Source organism: Niabella ginsenosidivorans (assembly GCF_001654455.1).
Taxonomy (GTDB): Bacteria; Bacteroidota; Bacteroidia; order Chitinophagales; family Chitinophagaceae; genus Niabella; species Niabella ginsenosidivorans.
Genome location: NZ_CP015772.1, coordinates 3,732,825 through 3,753,371, shown reverse-complemented (window position 1 = coordinate 3,753,371; position 20,547 = coordinate 3,732,825). Strand labels below are relative to the sequence as shown.

Sequence of the window (20,547 nt, the reverse complement as noted above, 5' to 3'; positions counted from 1 at the left end):
GGGTTCCCGGTTATTGGGTACTCTTTACTGTTAAGCGCATGCTTTATGGAAAAGTCACGGTTTATTGAATTGGTAAGAAAGAAAGAAGGTGGAGAAATATCACTTCTGGAATTAAAGGAGCTCAATGATGCCGTTGCTGATACGCCGCTGTATGCTTCCATATTAAAAAGATTGCAGTCTTTGTCAGAAGATCAGCCGCTTTTTAATAAACAGGATCACCGGGAGGTAAATGATGCGCTGAAGCGGCTGAACGAAAGGATCTTTGCTGCGCCTGTTAAGAAACGGGTGCACGTGTTAAAGCGCCTGTTGGTGGCTGCCGCTGTTTTATTATTACTGGGGATGGGTGTGTTGGGCATTTGGTATTCAGCAGGCAGAACAAAGGAAAGCAGTTCTTTAAATGAAATAGCTACTGAAAAAGGGTCTAAAACCACCATTACCCTGCCGGATGGAAGCCGCGTATGGATCAATGCCGCTACCCGGCTTACTTATGATCATTCTTTTGGAGAAAAGACCCGATCCGTATTCCTTACCGGTGAAGCTTATTTTGAGGTGGCTAAAGACAAACAACATCCTTTTATAGTACATACCGCAACCGCGGATGTAAGGGCAGTAGGTACCTCGTTTAATGTGCGCTCCTATCCCGGTGAGGGAATTTCGGAAACTACGTTGCTGACCGGGATTGTGGATGTGTTCCTGAAAAAGGGAACCGGTGAAAAGATACGGTTAAAGCCAATGGAAAAGCTCCTGGTCAAAAATGAGCAGTACCCTCAGTCATCCGGAGCTGAAGAAGGGGCTCCTGAAATAGCGGTTATAAAAATTATACAGGATTCCACGCAGGATGCCTTGCCCGAAACAGCATGGATAAAAAACAGGCTGATCTTTAAACAGATGAAATTAAGGGATATTGCCCGGGAGCTTGAGCGTTGTTATAACAGCGAAGTGATCATCAGGGATTCGGCATTACTGGATCGCAGGTTGAGCGGAAGCTTCAGGCAGGAAAGCCTGGAAGCCATACTGGAAACGTTTAAACTGGCCGCCGGCATCAACTATAAAATTGAAGGCGGCAAAGTGCAATTATTTCAATAAATCAAAACTATAAAAAATGAGCGGCTAAAAAGGATAAAAGAAAAAGGCGAAAAATGCTCGCAACATTTTCCGCCTGTTAAAAAGGACAGTCATCATTGTCTCCAACGGCAATTATACCATCACTTTAATTATTACAAATGTATGAAAATTAAGGATTGCCCCGCCATATGTAATGGGCTGCAATTATTCATCAAATGTATACTGGTAATGAAACTTATCGTTTTTATTATCCTGTTCAGCAGCAGCCAGGCAATAGCCATCAATACTTATTCACAGGAGAAAATAAATTTAAGCCGTAATAATACATCGCTCCTTTCCATATTAGAGGAAATTGAGGGCCGGTATTCCTACCGGTTTGTATACAGCGATAGTGTTGCCCTGAGCAGCCGGAAAATTGATATCCTGGCCCGGGACGCATCCATCGGTTATGTGATGCAGCAATTACTGGATCAAACCGGGTATTCCTATAAAATGATGCCGGACAATCTGATTGTGATCATTGGCACCAATCCGGGCACGGCCAGCATTTCCGTTAAAGGGCATATCACAGACGATCTGGGTGCCGCTATAGCTGGGGTCAATATTGTAGAGAAGGGCACCACCAATGGTACCGTATCTGATAATAGCGGCAATTTTACCATCCGGGTAAAAGATGAAGAAGCTGTGCTGGTTTTTTCCAGCGTTGGGTATGTGACCAGGGAGGTAGCTGTAAAAGGGCTTGCTTCAGATATTGTGCTGGAACGCTCAGATAAAAAGATGGATGAAGTGGTTGTAGTGGGATATGGCACACAGAAAAAGGTAAATCTTACAGGGGCCGTGTCTACTATTGCAGGGCCGGAACTGGTGAAAAGACCGGCCGCTAATACGGCCCTGCTGTTGCAGGGCAAGGTGCCGGGGCTTCAGGTGGTGCAGAATTCGGCACAGCCGGGTATGGAGAATGCTTCTATACAGATTCATGGTGTGGGAACTTTTAGCGAGGCCGGCAATAACCCGCTGGTGCTGATCGATGGCATACAGGGATCGCTCACAAATATCAATCCCAATATGATTGAGAATATCTCCGTATTGAAAGATGCGGCTTCAGCGGCTATATACGGCGTTCAGGCGGCTAACGGGGTAATATTGATAACGACTAAGGCGGGTTCAAAGGGCCGGCTGAATGTTGATTATTCGTACAACTGGGGTATTCAGAAACCGTTAGGCGTGCCAAAATTGATCTGGAACTCCGTAGAGTTTATGGAGCTGAGCAATGAAGGGATCAACCGTACGGGGCAAAATACCAGTAAGCTGTATTCACAGGAACAGATCGATGCTTACCGGAATGGAAACGGCTCACCGCAATACCCGAATACAGACTGGACAAAGCTGATGTTTAAAAATGCTCCCATGCAGCAACACTTTCTCAGTGTAAACGGGGGAGAAGGAAAAACCACATACAACTTCGGATTAGGCTATTTAAACCAGGATGGTATTCTTATAAAAACGGGCTATAAGAAATATAACGCCCTTTTCAATTTTAGAACGCAGATGAGCCGCGTGGTAACCTTCGGAAGCAACCTGAGTTTTATGCAGGGCGACCGGATGGACCCCTATAGTAATTCGGAAAACCTGATCCTGAGCATTTATGCACAGCATCCTTTATGGAGCCCTTATTTGCCGGATGGCAGCGGGCACGTAACCAGTAAAGCATATGATTTTGAAACAACCAACCAGAACGCTTATGCGGTAATGCAAACCAGTAAGGACTATAATAAGGCATACGGCATATCTGCGATCAGCTATGTGGATGTAAATATTGCCAAAGGGCTAAAAGCCCAGGTAAAAGGCGGTGTAACCTATAATACGGATAAGCAGACCCGCCAGAACATTCCCCTGCCAACCTACCTGTTCCAGCCCGATGCCAATGGGGTATATAACCCGCAACAAAATTACCTGGGTACCTATATTACCTTAACAAAAACGCAGGAAGAAGATGTGCATTACACCTTTTATTCCACGCTCAACTATGACCGGGTATTTAACGGCGTTCATCACCTGACTTTGCTTGGAGGATACAGTCAGGAAAATTTCCGGTATGAGCAGCTGGCCGGTTTTAGAAGAGATTTTCCATCAGATAAATTATTATCCCTGAATGCCGGGGGCACTGATGCTCAAACGACAAATGGTTACGATTATGAATGGGCGTTACAATCGTTTTTTGGCCGTGTGAATTATGCCTATGATAACCGCTATTTATTAGAGCTCAGCATCAGGGATGATGGCTCCTCCCGGTTCCGTACCGGCCGGCGCTGGGGGCTGTTCCCTTCTGTTTCCGCAGGCTGGCGTATTTCACAGGAGCAGTTTATGAAAGGCATCAGCTGGATCAGTGATTTAAAATTGCGGGGTTCCTGGGGCCGGTTAGGAAACCAGAACATTGGGAACTATCCTTATCAGAACCTGCTGGATTATGGCACCTATGTTTACGATAAAGTAACAACAGGAGTGGTGAGCAGGGCATTGGCCGATGCAGATATTTCCTGGGAAACCACAACTGCTGCAGGCATTGGTCTTGATTTTTCATTATTCAATAACAGGCTTTCAGGTACCTATGATTATTTTATAAAGAATACGAGCGACATCCTGCGTGCGGCGCAGGTACCGGCTTTTGTGGGTATGACGGCTCCTACCATTAATTCGGGCAGTATGCAAAACAAGGGGTCAGAGTTTAGTTTGACCTACCGCCAGAAATTTGGAGAAGTGGAGCTTTCCGTTGGCGGTAATTATTACACCTATAAAAATAAGGTGACCAAACTGGGTGCGGAAGAGATACAGAATAATAAATTAAGAAGGGAAGGGTTGCCCTGGAACTCCTGGTATATGTGGCAGTGGATTGGCGTTTTTCAAAACCAGGAGCAGATCGATGCTTCACCAAAGCAGCAGTACACGCCCAAACCCGGTGACCTGATCTATGCAGATGTAAGCGGCCCGGATGGCACACCCGATGGAAAAGTGGATGCGTATGACCGTGTGGTCATACCTGGTCAGTATCCTGAATTTAATTATGGGTTTAATATAGGGCTTGCGTATAAAGGATTTGATCTTACCGTATTTTTCCAGGGCGTAGAGGGTATTAAAGTATATACGGATCAATGGGGCTATGGCGCGTTCCGCCAATGGTCGCCCCCGCCCACTTTCTGGCGTGATCGCTGGACGCCGGAGCACCCCACCAACCAGCTGCCGGGTATGTATGTAGACCAGTATTTGCCTGTTACGGCGGCTTCCTCTTTCTGGCTGCAGGATGCTTCCTACTTAAGACTGAAGAACGTGGCGCTGGGCTATAACTTTAATACGGGGCTGCTGAAAAAGATAAAAGTTCAGAATTTAAGGGTTTATTTTTCCGGTGATAATGTTTTAACCTTTTCCAGATTTATCGGAGACCCGGAACGGGTAATTACTGATAATACAAGCGGGCGCTTTGCCATTTATCCGCAGGCAAGCGTATATACATTTGGAATAAAGGCCACCTTTTAAATGAAGTTTTATGTTTATAAAAAATAGTTGCATTCGATTTATAATCTGCTGTCTGTTGTTTGCTTACTGTAGTTGCAATAAGGATGAATTTCTCAACAAACAACCTACCGATAAAATTACCAATGAAGTTTTCTGGACTTCCAAAAACGATGCAGAACTGGCAATTGCCGGCTGTTACAGTACATTGAGAACTCCTGCCTTTGCCATAGACGCCAGCTCATTCTCATCCCTGCAAATGGAAGGTCTTTCTGATAATGCCTATTGCAATTCCACACTGGATAGCTATACGGATATTTCACGGGGCGTGCTTACACCCACATCTGGCGGTATTCAGTCCCGTGTTTGGACAGATGCCTATAAAGGCATTGCTGCCTGTAACTGGTTTTTAGGAAACCTGTACCGGGTGCCTGATCTTACTGAAGCCGATCAGGCACGCATGAAGGGGGAGGTCTATTTTCTCCGTTCATTCTTTTATAATGAATTAACGATGCTGTATGGCGATGTTCCCTTTGTGACCGAACAGCTTGGCTTTGGGCCGGACGTTTTTAAAATACAAAAAACACCGCGGGCGGCTATTGCAAAACAGATCCTGGCAGACCTTGATACCGCAGCGGCCGGGCTTCCGAATACCGCCTATAGCACCGGGCATCCGGTAAGGGCCTCGGCATTGGCATTAAAGGCGCGTATCTGCCTGTATAATGAATTATGGCAGGAGGCTGCTGATGCGGCAAAAACAGTAATCACAGAAGGAAAGAGCTCACTGGCGAACAGCTACCAGGGTATTTTCTGGGGAGAACAGGATAATAACCCCGAAATATTATTTTCAATAAAAGCCAGCAGCCCGACGATTGTTCACAACCTGGATCTTTTATATGGTTCCCGGTTTTCCATGGTGCCTTTGCACCAGCTGGTAGACAGTTATGAAATGCTGGACGGCTCCAAACCGGTGGCGCCGGTCGTTCCATCGTTCTATGACCCCAATAACAGGATGCGGAATGATTTTTACAGGAACAGAGACCCCCGCCTGAAGCTGACCATCTTTACCCCGGGCGATCCCTGGGCGTATAATCCAACGATAGGGTTTAACAACGAGGCAAAATTCAAGGCAGAATCTCCTTCTGTTAATAATCTAGGTATGCGGAAATACATCAACCTTACGGTAAATGATGGTTCCGGTGGCCCTTCCGGCAGCTCCCAGGCCCTTGTAAAGCTTCGCTACGCTGATGTATTGCTGATGTATGCAGAAGCGATGGTAGAGCTGGGCGGTGGCACAACCAGCGATCCGGCTGCATTAAAGGCCATTAATGATATCCGGGCACGACCGGGTATTGGCATGCCTCCGAAAACTGCGCCGCTTACGCGGGAGATGGTACGTAATGAAAGAAGGGTGGAGCTGGCTTTTGAAGGACTGCGTTATTACGACATCAAACGATGGAAAATTGGCAAAGAAGTGCTGAACGGGGTAAAAGACCCGGGGAATGTGACCCGCGTGTTTGAAGACCGCTTTTATTACTGGCCGGTGCCTCAATCAGAGGTAGATATGATGGGGCCTGATTTTCAAAATCCTGATTACCGCTAAATAGCCGGCTTATTTTTTAACTGAATTTTTAATGATGAAGCATTTTTTCAGGGCTTTTTCCGGGCGCTTTAAAGTACCCGCCCTTTATCTTTCTCTTCTGTGGTGGTTGCTGCCCTGCTATATGCAGGCGCAGCAGGAAGGGACTGCCGTATACACCAATACCATTTTTGGCGCGCCGGAAGTGACCGTTGCCCGGAACGGGTCAGTTTGGACAATTACCGGAAAAAAACAAATAGTGCGTTTTAATGAAAAAGATTTTTTAATACACATAAAAGCAGGGCCGGAGCAATGGCAGTTATTCCCATCGCAGCCGGGTGACCTGGTAATAGAAAAAGATCAGAAAGAAGTAAAACTGCGATTGTCTGATGCAACGGTTAAGCACACGGAATATTTTAATACCGGTTACAGCGTGGGCATTAAGCTTACTGCAGGCGGCTGGAAGGGCTCCGGTTTAAAGTTATTCTTTACAATGGCGCTGGAAGGCCCATCAGAAGAGCTGGTTTTTACAACAGCTGCCGAAGAAAAAGGCGAAGGGGTGCAGCGTATCGACTGGCCGGCAGCACTGGAGGCATCAGCGGTTGACTATACCTTGCTGAGCAATATAAGGGGAGTGTTATTGCCCCGCAACTGGCCAAAAGCCTATCACCCGATCCGTACATCGGAAAAGGACGGAACGATTACATCAACAGACAGGAGCGAAGTAGAAAGCAATGTGATTGAATCCTGGTCAATGTCCTGGTGGGGGTTTCAAAAAGGAGCCGCTGCAATGATGGTCATTGTAGAAACGCCCGATGATGCGGCATACCAGTTTCACCATCCTGCCGGTGGGCCTACTGTGATCGGGCCGCGGTGGCAGGAAAGCCTGGGAAAATTGCGTTATCCACGCACTGCCCGGTTTTGTTTTTTTGACAAGGGAAATTATGTTTCAATGGCAAAACGTTACCGGCAGTATGCCATAGAATCCGGGTTATTTGTGCCGCTCAAAAATAAGGTAGCTATACAACCTGAAGTAGGTGCCCTTATTGGTACGCCCATTGTGCGTTCCGGCATTTTAACCAATTACAATCCGGAGGGAGCACGCTGGAACCGCGATCCGGATAGCCGGCACAGTGTAGTAAGCTTTGATGAAAAGGCCCGTGAGTTTCGCCGCTGGAAAGATGCCGGCCTGAAAAAATTAATGGTTGTATTAACAGGATGGCCAAAGCTGGGTTACGACCGGCAGCACCCGGATGTATTGCCGCCCGCTCCGGAAGCTGGCGGCTGGCAGGGAATGCGCCGGTTGAGCGATACGCTCCGGTCGCTGGGATACCTTTTAGGATTGCACGATCAATACCGGGATTATTATACGGATGCCCCCTCATTTGATACGCAGTTTGCAATTCATGAGGCCAGTGCTGACCGGCCGCCATCAGTATTTCCCGGTACGCGTTTTGGCGATTCAAAGCAGGGCGTTATTCCTTACATGGATTATTGGGATGGTGGTAAAATGAGTTATCTGAATGGCCGTTTGATGCTGGGGCATATGAAAAAAAACTACCAGTGGTTGTTTGATCACCAGATACAACCACAGGCTTCTTACCTGGATGTTTTCGGCTATGTGCCGCCGGATGAGGATTTTAATCCGCAGAACCGGCTGACCCGGACAGGCGCATTGAACGAACGGAAAAAACTGTATTTATGGGCCAAAGCCCATTTGGGTATTGTGGGTACTGAAACGGCCTGCGACTGGACAGTGCCTTATGTTGATTTTTCATCCCCGCTCAGGGCCCGTAACGGCATTACTGTGCCCTTGTGGGACCTGGTATATCATGATGCCCTTTTAACCACTTACAACCCGGATGATCTTTATGGGTTGCTGAATGCCGGGCTTCCGCAGTTTGGCCGCAATACAAAGGTGGATGCTGCCTCACTGGCGCTTATTGAACGGATGAGCCGGCTAAACAAGCGGCTGGCATTTACAGAAATGACCAACCATGAGTTTTTAAATACGGATTTTACCCGGGAACGGACAACCTTTGAGGATGGCACAACCGTAACGATAGACTGGAATAAAAAGTCCGTTATCATCAATCCCGAAATAAAATAAAATGGAGCTGAAAAATAAATTATTTGTTCTTTTACTGCTGCTCTGTAGTGCAGCTAATGCGCAGCCGCAGCAGGATCCGGCAGGATCAGCAATACTGATGCCGGATTACCGGGCGTTAATATCCCGTGCCGACCTGGTATATAGCCAACCTGCATCGCGCAGTGAAGCGGGGCAGCCTGTAGGCAATGGCCGCATGGGCAGCCTGGTCTGGACCACTCCTTCGCAGATTAAAATGCAGATCAACAGGGTGGACGTTTTTGGCAGTAATTCCAATTCCGATAATTTTTACGAGCGGAACACAGATTATTGTGGCGGAACCGGGTATGTAGACCTGGATTTTGAAGATGATGTATTTATCAAAGATCATTTTAAACAACAGCTTTCCTGCTATGATGCTCTTTCCACCGTTTCCGGCAGATCAGTAGCCGCAAAAGTGCTGGCCTGGAACGAGCAGGATGTTATGGCCGTGCAGGTAAAGGATGAGCGTACAGCCAACCGCGCTTTATTGGTGAATTTACGCATGTTGCGCATGCCGGTAACGCTGCGGGGAAATCATTCGGCCCTGTCAGCGCTGAAGATCATTGGAAAACATATTGTATTAACACAAACCTTTAAAGAAAACGATTATTACTGTAGCTCCGCAGTAGTGGTGGGCGCATCTGATGAAGCTGCTACAGCAGAAATCATGAATGATGCAGCCCTGCGTTTAAGAATTAATTCCGCCGGAATGGGATCCACCGTTTATATTGCCAGTGCGGCTTCCTTTGACTCTACCGAAGATGTAACAGCAAAGGCGATCCGTCAACTGGAAGCGGCTCAGCAAAAGGGCTTTGAAGCGCTTTATCAGTCAAACGCCCGGTGGTGGGCGGGTTTCTGGAAACAATCTTTTGTTCATATGACCAGCAGGGATGGCGTGGCAGATGAAATTGAAAAGAATTATACGTACTTTCTTTATGTGATGGCATCCAGCTCAAGAGGCAACTTCCCGGTTAAGTTCAATGGCATGCTATGGGCAACCGGCGGGGATGCGCGCCAGTGGGGCGGCGCGTTCTGGGGCGCTAATCAAAGTTGTTATTACGAGGCATTGTTTCCTGCCAACCACCTGGAATTAATGGAGCCGATGTTTAACATGTACACCCATGCGCTGCCCACATTTGAGCGGGCAGCACGGCAGCAGTGGGGCTCAAAAGGAGCCTATATTCCGGAAACAGTAGGCTTTGATGGTGTGCCCGCGCTGCCGGAGCCGATTGCTGCGGAAATGCGCGACCTGTATTTGTTAAAAAAGCCCTGGGCGTTACGATCCGCTGCATTTATGAACTATGCTTTTACCAAACAGCCCTTTCTGGCGCGCTGGAACTGGAAGCACACAGGTGAATGGAAAAACGGGCGCTGGGAATATGTAGAGCGTGGCGATGGCCCCTTTGGACCGGTGAATCATATTTTTTCAAGAGGAGCAAAAATAGCCTACCAGTACTGGCAGCAATATGAGTATACAAAAAACCTGGAATGGTTACGCAGCAGGGCTTACCCGCTGCTAAAGGGTGTGGCGGAGTTTTACAGGAATTTTCCAAATGTAAAAAAAGGAACCGATGGTCTGTATTCTATCAGTCATGTGAATGATAATGAATCCATCTGGGATGCTGAAAATCCCGTGGAAGAAATAGCGGCTATGAAGGGGCTTTTTCCGGTGGTTATAAAAGCCGCTGAATTATTAAATACGGATGCAGCAATGCGGCCGGTGTGGAAGGAGTTCCTGGAGCATCTTTCGCCCCTTCCTTCCTCAAAGGATGATCCCAACAGGCAGCAGGAACCGGAAGTTTGGGTGGGCGCCCGGAAATCAGTAAGCCCGGTGCGGGGTTACGCACAACGGCTGCCGGATGGGAATACGATGCCGGTTTGGTTTTTTGATTTGTGCAATAAAGGAGGTGACCCGCAACTGGTACGCATTGCCAATAATACGTTTAATGCTTATTTTAAGGAGCACAGCCCTGCAAATACCATTCCCCATATATTGTCCAAAATACCTGCAGCAGCGGCTGTATTAGGCCGGGCAGATGCTATAAAATACCTGTTGCCGAATATGTTAAAAGGCAATGAGCGGATTCATGTAATGGAAAACAGGATGGATCTGAGTGAAGGGTTTTATACAACCAATATTCAGCGTATCGGAAGAGTTGCAGATGCTTTACAGCAAAGCCTTTGCCAGAGCGCGCCTCCGGGTCCCGGAAAAGACCCTGTCATTGATGTTTTTGCGGCATGGCCGGAAGAGTGGGATGCGCAGTTTACCTTGTTATGTCGTGGTAACTTTTTAACAACCGCAGCTATAAAAGACCGTAAGGTAGCCTTTGTAGAACTGTTGTCAAAGTCCGGTGGTATTTGTAAGGTACGAAATCCGTGGCCGGGTACTAGGCTGGATATTTATAAGAACGGGAAACGCTGGCTCCGGTCAAAAGCAGCACAGTTGTCGTTGAACACACAGGAAGAAGACCGGATAGTACTGGTTCCAAAAGGCGCTTTGCCAAGCAGGTTGCCATCAAACCTGTTTTAAATAAAGGAAAGAATATAACGTTTAATAAATAGCCAATAAGAGCTGTAAGATACCTGCATAATTTGGTATTTTAGTGGATCTGATGCTTTGCGTGAATAGTAATAAGTGAAAAAAAATCTGGTCATACGATTAAGCTGTTGGGTTTTCCTGTTGTTGTTTTTAGGTAAGGCTTTTTATTGTGCGGCTCAGGAAATTACGGCTCAGAATGAAACGGCCTGGAAGCAATTTAAAAAGTATACGTTCTTATTGAACGGCGCGGAAGCCTGGTATATAGCACCGCATAAGCCTGTTGCCGGGAATCCCTGGGTATGGAGAGCCTATTTCCCCGATTGGCATACTGAAATGGACAGCATTTTACTGGAACGGGGTTTTTATATTGCTTATATAAAAGCCAATGACCGGTATGGCCATTCATCGGCGATGAATGTATGGGATGATTTTTATGATTACCTGGTGCACACAAAACATTTTTCTTCCAGGCCCGCACTGGAAGCGGTAAGCAGGGGCGGTTTGTATGCCTATGCATGGGCAAAAAGGAACCCGTCTAAAGTGAGTTGCATTTATGCAGAAGCTCCTGTTTGTGATTTTACAAGCTGGCCGGGAGGTAAGGGCAAAGGCAAAGGTGCCCCGGAAGAATGGAAAAAATTACTAAAAGTATATGGATTTACAGAGGAACAGGCACTGCAATACAATGATCAGCCAAAGGATCACCTGGAAACGCTGGCGGCCTTTAAAGTACCAGTGCTGCACGTGATCGGACTACAGGATAGCCTGGTGCCCAATGATGAAAATACCTTTATCCTGGTGCGTAATTATATCAATAACGGCGGCCCGGCAACGGTTGTTCCAATGACAAAAGGCAAACAGGAGCTGAACGGGCATCATTTCCCGATTGAACATCCGGAGAAACAGGCAGCATTTATCTATGATCATTCTGTGCCGGTTACAGGGTTATTGCCGGCGGATGATTTTATTTACCGGTATGGCAACCTGGATAATGTGTTGCATCGCATTCAAAATAAGGAAGCAGTAACAGTTGCATTTTTGGGTGGCTCCATTACCAACATGGAAGGCTGGCGTAACCAGGTATGCAGGTACCTGTCAGAGCGCTACCCTGATGTGCCCTTTAAATTTATAAATGCCGGTATTCCCTCTTTGGGTAGCCTGCCACATGTGTTCCGTCTTCAGCAGGATGTACTGGATCAGGGGCGGATTGATCTGCTCTTTGTGGAAGCTGCGGTCAACGATTATGTAAACGGAACACCCGCCGTTATACAACGCCGTGCGCTGGAAGGGATTATTCGCCATGTATTGAATACCGATCCATTTGTAAATATTGTATTAATGGGCTTTGCCGATGAGTTTAAGCTGGCCGGTTACCAGGCTGGTAAAATACCGACAGAGATAAAATTGCATGAAGAACTGGCCCGTTATTACCATCTGCCGTTCATAAATCTTGCAGAAGAAGTGTACCGGCGCATCGGTAACAAGGAATTTACCTGGAACGATGATTTCAAAAACCTGCATCCCTCACCCTTTGGGCAGGCATTGTATGCAAATACGATACAAACATTACTGGCAGGCGCCTTTAGGAAAAGCGGAGCTGTGGCATTGACTCCGGCTTGCTTACCGGCTATGCTGGACGCGCACAGCTATACAAAAGGCGGCTATCTTTCGTCTGATAAGGCAGTGGTTGGCAAAGGGTTTGTTTTGGATCCATCCTGGGTGCCGGAAGATGGTGTGCACACAAGACCGGGCTTTGTACAGGTGCCGGTATTGGTGGGTTCAACACCCGGTGCAACAATGGAGTTGCCTTTTAATGGAACGGCTGTAGGAATAGCGGTGGTTTCCGGGCCTGACGCGGGAAGCATCCGGTATTCGGTTGACGGCAAAGCAACAAAGACCGTTGATCTATATACACAATGGAGCAAGGGGCTTCATTTACCCTGGTATATATTGCTGGCAGATGATCTTACAAGCGGTGCGCACCGGCTTAAGATCACAATCGCGCCCGGCAAAAATGAAGAGTCAAAAGGAAACGCAGTGCGCATTGTTCATTTCCTGGTAAATCAATAAAAGAAATCCGGTCAGTGCCTCACGGGACGGGGCAATGCCGGGGATGACGACTAAAAAAAATTGTCATCACAATAAGCATAAATGCAACGCTTTTATGAGTGCCTCAATAAGACAATCAAGGGAGTCTTTTTAGTCAGCCCCGCTTGGGTGACGATTGAAAAAATAAAAAACAGAAAATGAAACATATTTTATTTACGTTATACCTTATTATAGCCTCTTGTACAGTCAAAGCCCAGGGGATGGAGGAAATGTGGGATAGCTCCGCATCAAAAAAAGAGCATCCCAATATTCAATGGTTTAAAGATGCAAAATTCGGTATGTTTATTCACTGGGGCTTATATTCAAAGCTGGCGGGCACCTGGAAGGGCAAGAACTATTATGGAAGCGGGGAGTGGATCATGAACCAGGCTAAGATTCCCGTTAAAGATTACCGGAAGATTGCAGCAGATTTTAACCCGGTAAATTTTAATGCGGAAGAATGGGCACAATTAGCAGAGGATGCCGGTGTAAAATATATGGTCATTACGGCCAAACATCATGAAGGCTTCTCTATGTTTGATTCAAAGGTGACAGGTTTTGATATTATGGATGCCACGCCGTATAAGAAGGACCCCATGAAAGCGCTGTCTGCTGCTATGCGTAAAAGAGGCATCCGCTTTGGATTTTACTATTCGCAGTTTCAGGACTGGTATGAGCCCAATGGAGGAAGGAATACCTGGGATTACGATGAATCAAAAAAAGATTATCAGTCATATTACCGGCAGAAAGCCATTCCCCAGCTAAAGGAATTGTTGACCAATTACGGCCCGCTTGGTATTGTTTGGTTTGATACGCCTGGCGGAATGACAAAAGAACAAACGGCGGCTTTTGTAAAGGAGCTAAGGCAATTACAACCCAATAGTTTGTTCAGCAGTCGCGTAGGTCAGGGTATGGGGGATTATAAAGATTTTGGAGATTCCGAAGTGCCACCGGTACCTATTGAAGGGGCATGGGAATCCATTTATACGCACAATGATTCCTGGGGATATATTGCGCACGATATGAATTTTAAGTCGCCGGATGAAATTATAAAGCTGCTTGCCAATGTGGCTTCCAAAGGCGGTAACCTGATGTTGAATGTAGGCCCGGATGGTTCGGGAAAAATTCCTGAGTATTCAGTAAAGTATTTACAAAGGGCAGGTGCCTGGTTAAAGAAAAACGGCGCCGGCATTTATGCGTCAACTGCTGGTTTTATTCCTGCGCAGCCCTGGGGAGTAACCACTGCCAAACCGGGTAAGTTATTTCTCCACGTATTCAATCGCCCGTTAAACGATACAGTGCTGGTGCCCGGGTTTACAAATGCTGTTTCAAACGTTTATGCACTGGATGGAGCCGTAAAGCTGCCTTTTATAAAAAAAGGAGAGGATCTGTATATTAACATGGCTGCGGTAAAAAATGTGCGCAGCCCCAATACCGTATTGGTGGTGGAATTCCGGGGCACGCCTCCTGCATATAATGCAGGGGCACCTGTTACCGTTTCAGCCGCTTTTGAAAACAATACAGTGGATGCTGTGTTTGCGGAAGTTACGGGGAATGCAAAGATCCAGTCCCTAACCTACAGCTATTATTACGGCGACTGGAAGCATACAACCTGTGTAACAGACCTGCAAGCTCCTGCTGATAGTGCAGTCTTTATGGTGCGTATAACAGATCCCGGCGATTATAAACTGATACTGGAATATGCCTGCCCGCAGGAAAGCGCGCAACAGGAAGGGGTTTTAAATGTGGATGATAAAAGCTACCTGTTCCGCACGTTGCGTACCTCGGAGTTTGACCGGAAGGCCCCGTTATTGTTTATAAAACATCCTGTAGCTATTTTTACTGCTGCGACTCCGGGTATTTACCATCTTACCGTTAAACCGTATCAGCAAGGCAAAGAATTGTTTAAGCTGAAATCGATCATAGCGGAACCGATAAAATAAAAAAGCAGGCATGAAAAATAAATGGATACTTCCTGTAGCAGCGCTATTGTTGTTTGGCAATGCGCATGCCGAAATAAAGTTACCGGCGCTGATAGCAGACAATATGGTATTGGAGCAAAATACCAGGGTGGCCTTATGGGGCTGGGCTGCTGCCGGTGAAAAAGTAACGGTGCAATGCAGTTGGAACCGGCAACCGGTCAGCGTTACAGCCGGTAAAGAAGGGCGCTGGCAGGTGCGTGTGCAAACCATTGCGGCAGGTGGCCCTTATTCCATTCTTTTTAAGGGCAGCAATACAATCACGGTTAAAAATGTTTTACTGGGTGAGGTATGGTTATGTTCCGGCCAGTCCAATATGGAGTTTCCGCTGGGCAAGCAAAAAGCCTGGCGTACGGGGGTGTTTCATTATGAAGAAGAGATAGCAAAGGCCGGTGATCCTGAATTACGTTTGTTTACGGTAAAACAGGAAGTGGCAGATGAACCGTTAGCGGATGTAAACGGGCAATGGGATGCCTGCACCCCACAAACGGTAGCCGGCTTTTCAGCAGTTGCTTACTATTTCGGCCGGGAGATCCGTAAGACAACCGGGTTTCCGGTGGGGCTCATTCATTCCTCCTGGGGCGGAACGCCCGCTGAATCATGGGTTCGGAAGGAAGTGTTATTGTCCGATAAAGATTTTTTGCCCATACTGGATCGTTATAAAACGGCAATGAAGACGTATCCGGATGACCTGAAGCATTATGAACTGCAACTGGATAAATGGAAAAAGGACACTGCCGGAAATAAGAAGCCTGTAAAGCCGGTTGATCCGCTTAAGAACTCCAAATCTCCCTCCAAACTGTACAATGCCATGATCCATCCTTTGATCCCTTTTACCATTAAAGGAGCGATCTGGTACCAGGGAGAATCGAATGCGGATCGTGCCTGCCAGTACCGTAAATTATTTCCTGCCCTGATCAACAGCTGGCGGCAGGAATGGAAGGATGATTTTCCTTTTTATTTTGTACAGATCGCCCCGCATTATAAGCAAAACCCGGAAATAAGAGAAGCACAGCTGCTTACGTATAAATCTGTTCCCCATACAGGGATGGCTGTGATTACAGATATAGGCGATTCTCTGAACATTCACCCGCGTACTAAAGATGTGGTAGGCCACCGGCTGGCTTTATGGGCATTGGCAAAGGATTACGGGAAAAAGATCCCGTATTCGGGCCCGGTATACGAGGGCATGCAAACGCAGGGAAATAAGATCAGGGTCCGGTTTCATTTTGCAGATGGGGGATTGATATTGAAAGATGGAGCAGCCGCTGAGTTTATGATTGCAGGTAAGGATCAGCAATTTGTGCCTGCAAATGCAAGGATTGAAGGTAATACGGTTGTTGTATGGAGCGAGGCAGTGCAGCAGCCCGTGGCTGTGCGTTACGGATGGAAGCATTTCCCGCATGCACTGTTGTATAATGAGGCCGGATTGCCCGCATCTCCGTACCGGACAGACGACTGGCCCGGTGAAACCATGAATAAACAATAAAGGCCTGTCGAACCATGCCCTTCGGCAGGCTGGGTGACACCTACTTTTTTTGGTGCCAATATTGATTGTCATGCTGAGCTTGTCGAAGCACGATTATAAAATCACCCTTCGTCAGGCCCGTCTGACCGGCACGCCAGCCCGACAAAGTCATTCTGGCGGGGCGGGTTGCCAATAACAGATGTGTTATTGTTTTGAAAATCAATCTTTCTTTTTGTCATGCCGTTCCGATAGTTCGGAATTGTTTCGGCATCTATTGATCGCTCACCCGGACCCTGAAACAGGAGTAGACCCTGAAACACCCCGAACATTCGGGGCAGGGTGACCCGTAAGAATGATTGTCATCGCCTCATTAATTTTGTTTTTATAAATGGAAAACTCAGGATGACATTCTGCCATTATTGTTTATTAGCATTGACAGCCTTATGAAATAATACAATCGGGACTGGCGGACACAACTTTTTGATCAACGAAAAAAATAAAAACAGATACATGAAATCCTTAACCATTTTCCTTACAAGCCCTGCTATCATGCTGCTGGGCAGTACTAATATTGCTGCACAGTCTCAAAAGATGGATGTATTTCAAAACTGGCCCAAAGGTACATCGCCAAAAGAGATTGGTGACCGGATCGCAGCGCGCTTTGTGGAAACCCCGCATACCAATTTTAACCGGCCAGGGCCGCCCCGTGTAATCACCTACCCTGAAACCTGCACCTGGTATGGTGTTTTGACATTTGCTAAGGTAACCGGCAATAGATCGCTGACCCGGCAAATGGCGGATCGTTTTGAGCCCCTGTTTGCAGACCAGGATACATTGATCCCGGTACCTGATCATGTGGACTACACCGTATTCGGATCAGTGCCGCTGGAATTATACCTGCAAACAAGAGATGCCCGTTACCTGAAACCGGGAAAATTATTTGCGGATAAGCAATGGGGTCCGCCGGAGGGCAAAAGGGTAACCGCTGAATCTTATCGTTTTTATAACAAAGGGCTGAGCTGGCAAACCCGGCTGTGGATCGATGATATGTTTATGATCACAGCGGTTCAGTCGCAGGCATACAGGGCTACGGGGAATCGCAGGTATATTGATAAGGCGGCTCATGAAATGGTCTTTTACCTGGATTCACTGCAGCAGCCCAGCGGGCTTTTTTATCATGCACCGGATGTACCGTATTACTGGGGCAGGGGCAATGGCTGGATGGCTGCCGGAATGAGCGAACTGTTGCGCTCTTTACCAAAGGACAACCCGGACAGGCCACGGATAATGGAAGGGTATAAAAAAATGATGGCCGCCTTATTAAAGTATCAGGCAGCAGATGGTATGTGGCGGCAGTTGATCGATGATCCTGCTTCCTGGAAAGAAACATCGGCTACCGGCATGTTTGCCTTTGCGTTTATCACCGGTGTAAAAGAAGGGTGGCTGGATAAAAATATATATGGGCCTGCTGCGCGCAGGGCCTGGCTTTCATTAATTACATACATCAATGCGGATGGCGCTGTTACAGATGTATGCGAAGGCACCAATAAGAAAAATGATCATCAATACTACCTGGATCGTAAACGCATCACCGGTGATCTGCACGGCCAGGCTCCGCTGCTTTGGTGCGCCACCGCACTGCTTCGTTAGCAGGTGAAGCCATTTTCCAGGCTTATAAAGATAAATCAAAGTGTTGCGGCTAAGTAGCCAGAGCATTTAAAAAGTTCCCAGAAGCAGATGAATCTATTTTAGAATATGGCATTTCCGACATCTCCGAAGAATCAAAAGAAAGGGTTGGTGCCGTTCCCTGTTCCCGCAAAGATCGCAGAACAGCGCAGACAACCAACCATCTGCGCTTCCGCCATTGGCGGAAGTCTGCGTTCCGAAAGTCCGGAACAGCGGGATATAATACCTTTTATACATTAAAATCCGTTCAATAAGCAATGTAGTGGTGAGGCAACCATAAAAACATTGCATTTAAGTTCATTCGGATGACAAATTTTTTTTAATCGTCATCCCGAGTAAATTATTGGTGGCCCAAATCAATGATGCGATGACGTATTTATTTGTTCTTTCAAATTGAAAGCGTTTTCTAAATGTAGGGCTATATCAGCTTAATGATAGCAATTCAACAGCTGAGCGTTTCGCTTTCAGCGAAACATACCACTATATGCTGAAGCCGATAGAAGTGCTCCCCGAAATCGTGCCGTAACCGATTTCGGGAGTCTTTTTTGGGTACCTTTTTGGACAAGCAAAAAGGTACAAATAAAAAAAATACCAGGGAAGCTTTAAATAAGGTATACATGTGGATGCGAAAAGAATAGTACAAATCAGTTACTTACAAATGTGTCATTGGCAGCGCAGCCGAGGGATCTCTGTATTCTCAGAGAGATTCCTCCGCTCATTCCGCTCTGCTCCATTCGGTCGGAATGACGTTCCTTATGTAGATTCATTTCCAATAACTTACAACACTTGTCATTAACAGCTTGTCGAACCATAATTCATTTGACAAACTTACTTCGTCAGGCCGGATGACAATACTTTTTTAATCTAATTGGTATAACATGCAAGTGAAATTCATTACAGACCAATAAAAAAGCGTTACGTTTTGAAGAAACTTTTCGGTCTGATCAAAATGTCACTTCCGTATTATTTGTGATAGGCCACGAAGTGCTCAATGCCTGGCTGCGGAACGGGCTTTGAGTTGTGCTATATATAAGGAGGCCGGTTCAAGGCCCTTTTTATTTTGACCTTCCCATTCACCATCAGGCCTTCCTGCAAGTCTTCCGGGTGATTTTTGTCCTGTAAGACCGATGCAATAATTTTTGCCGGATGCCCAGGGGTTTTGCACCGTAGCCCTTTTTGCTGTACAGTTCCAAACCACCTGGTTCACGCCGGCCCATCCATGACCGCTGCCCCAGTTACCCCTGTCCTGGATATTGATTTCTCCATCGGTGGTTATATTGTCATATAAAGTGCCCATGGCCCAGCGGTGATGCGGGCCAATGTCAGCATGTGTATTGGATGCGGTGCAGTTATAAAATACATTGGGGCCGCACACTCTTGCGCCGGTCACATAATCATGACGGCCGTCTTTGGCCCTGCAATTCATAAACAGATTGAGTTGACCATTATTATTGAAGGAATAACGGCGCCCGCCGGTAATGATGGATTTATGATCAAAACAATAGCAATCGGTTACAGTTATGTTTTTTGCCAATGCGCCCAGGTTCACACATGCATAGGCAAAATAGCGTGCAGTTACGTGCCTTACCCACCCGTTCTTAATCTTATTAAAAGTGATGGCGTTCCAGGAATGGTTTTCTGATGTATCGGAAGTATATGCAGATGCGCAATACAGGTTCTCTATACCCACGTTGGAGATCCTTCCCTCAAATTGGTATTTGTAAACTTCCGCACTATTGTATTTCGGATCCATAGCCATTACTACGGGATTATCGATAAACAGCGTATTACCTGCTACTTTGGTCACCGTTCGCTGAAACCGGAAGTCATAATCCTTTGCCTGCCATTGCTGGGTTCCGGGCCGTTCTACAATCCGGTTCATCTGCAGATCATCGATCCATTGCTGTTTGGCAGACCAATGAATAATAACAGCATCCCCGGGCTTAAAAGCTCCTGCATCAGCTACTTTGATGGCTTTTGCACCTGCCGGTACATAATCATCAGTAACGGAGGTGCGGGTACCTTTTACCTCTTTTACCGTTCCTGATCCGGATACTTCTATCAGCGCACGCCGTTCGTTGCCTTCTGCTGTTAATACCGTTTCATCGCCTTCTCCGCGCAATACGATGCCGCTCGCGTTGATGCTGATATTTTTTTTAATAGAATAATGCCCCTTCTTCAGCAGGATGGTGCCTCTGAAACCATTGGGGGCTGCTGGTTCTTGGGCCAGGGCACTGATGGCATTTTGGATAGCGGCTTCAGCATCAGGCCCCGGCATGATCGTTTGTACAACGGGAACATCGGGGATAGGAATAGTCCCGGTCTGGTAACCTACCCGGCTGAAATCGGGAATAATATTCCCCTGGTCATCGGGAATGTATTGCAGGCTGCCATCTTTATGGAATCGGATGTATCCGGATTGCCATTGATGCATAAAGGCAAACGCCATTGCAATACTGCCAAAAATGCATACAGCAATTGTAAGGGATAAAGACCGCATAGAATTTTCTT

10 protein-coding genes are annotated in these 20,547 nt (G+C 46.8%); 9 read left to right on the top strand and 1 reads right to left on the bottom strand.

Annotation, left to right across the window (positions count from 1 at the left end):
* Positions 1-45 precede the first annotated feature (45 nt).
* The 9 genes from A8C56_RS15735 to A8C56_RS15690 all read left to right on the top strand — a co-directional run bounded on the left by A8C56_RS15735 (position 46) and on the right by A8C56_RS15690 (position 18,000).
* The gene (locus A8C56_RS15735; RefSeq protein WP_067758003.1) at positions 46-1,086 is read left to right on the top strand and encodes a FecR family protein; all 1,041 of its coding nucleotides are present in this window, start codon (positions 46-48) and stop codon (positions 1,084-1,086) included.
* A gap of 207 nt (positions 1,087-1,293) precedes the next feature.
* Positions 1,294-4,596: a SusC/RagA family TonB-linked outer membrane protein gene (locus A8C56_RS15730; protein WP_084490240.1), complete on the top strand. Its 3,303-nt coding sequence runs from the start codon at positions 1,294-1,296 to the stop codon at positions 4,594-4,596.
* Positions 4,597-4,651: 55 nt separating this feature from the next.
* Complete coding sequence (locus tag A8C56_RS15725; protein ID WP_169818789.1) at positions 4,652-6,175, top strand: RagB/SusD family nutrient uptake outer membrane protein; 1,524 nt, start codon at positions 4,652-4,654, stop codon at positions 6,173-6,175.
* Between the two features lie 31 nt (positions 6,176-6,206).
* The gene (locus A8C56_RS15720) at positions 6,207-8,261 is read left to right on the top strand and encodes a DUF5696 domain-containing protein (protein ID WP_157098006.1); all 2,055 of its coding nucleotides are present in this window, start codon (positions 6,207-6,209) and stop codon (positions 8,259-8,261) included.
* Position 8,262: 1 nt separating this feature from the next.
* Positions 8,263-10,809, top strand: coding sequence for a glycoside hydrolase family 95 protein (locus A8C56_RS15715; protein WP_245645527.1), 2,547 nt, complete (start codon positions 8,263-8,265; stop codon positions 10,807-10,809).
* A gap of 105 nt (positions 10,810-10,914) precedes the next feature.
* On the top strand, positions 10,915-12,885 hold the full coding sequence (locus A8C56_RS15710; protein ID WP_245645525.1) for an SGNH/GDSL hydrolase family protein: 1,971 nt from the start codon (positions 10,915-10,917) through the stop codon (positions 12,883-12,885).
* A gap of 176 nt (positions 12,886-13,061) precedes the next feature.
* Entirely contained in the window at positions 13,062-14,846 is a 1,785-nt protein-coding gene (locus A8C56_RS15705) for an alpha-L-fucosidase (RefSeq protein ID WP_067757994.1), read from the top strand.
* 10 nt (positions 14,847-14,856) lie between these two features.
* Positions 14,857-16,371 carry a sialate O-acetylesterase gene (locus tag A8C56_RS15700; RefSeq protein WP_067757991.1) on the top strand — a complete coding sequence of 505 codons (1,515 nt, stop codon included), beginning with the start codon at positions 14,857-14,859 and terminating at the stop codon, positions 16,369-16,371.
* A gap of 489 nt (positions 16,372-16,860) precedes the next feature.
* Positions 16,861-18,000 carry a glycoside hydrolase family 88/105 protein gene (locus A8C56_RS15690; RefSeq protein ID WP_067762143.1) on the top strand — a complete coding sequence of 380 codons (1,140 nt, stop codon included), beginning with the start codon at positions 16,861-16,863 and terminating at the stop codon, positions 17,998-18,000.
* Positions 18,001-19,024: 1,024 nt separating this feature from the next.
* Here the strand turns inward: A8C56_RS15690 and A8C56_RS15685 are convergent.
* Positions 19,025-20,536: a hypothetical protein gene (locus A8C56_RS15685; protein ID WP_067757985.1), complete on the bottom strand. Its 1,512-nt coding sequence runs from the start codon at positions 20,534-20,536 to the stop codon at positions 19,025-19,027.
* Between the last annotated feature and the right edge of the window lie 11 nt (positions 20,537-20,547).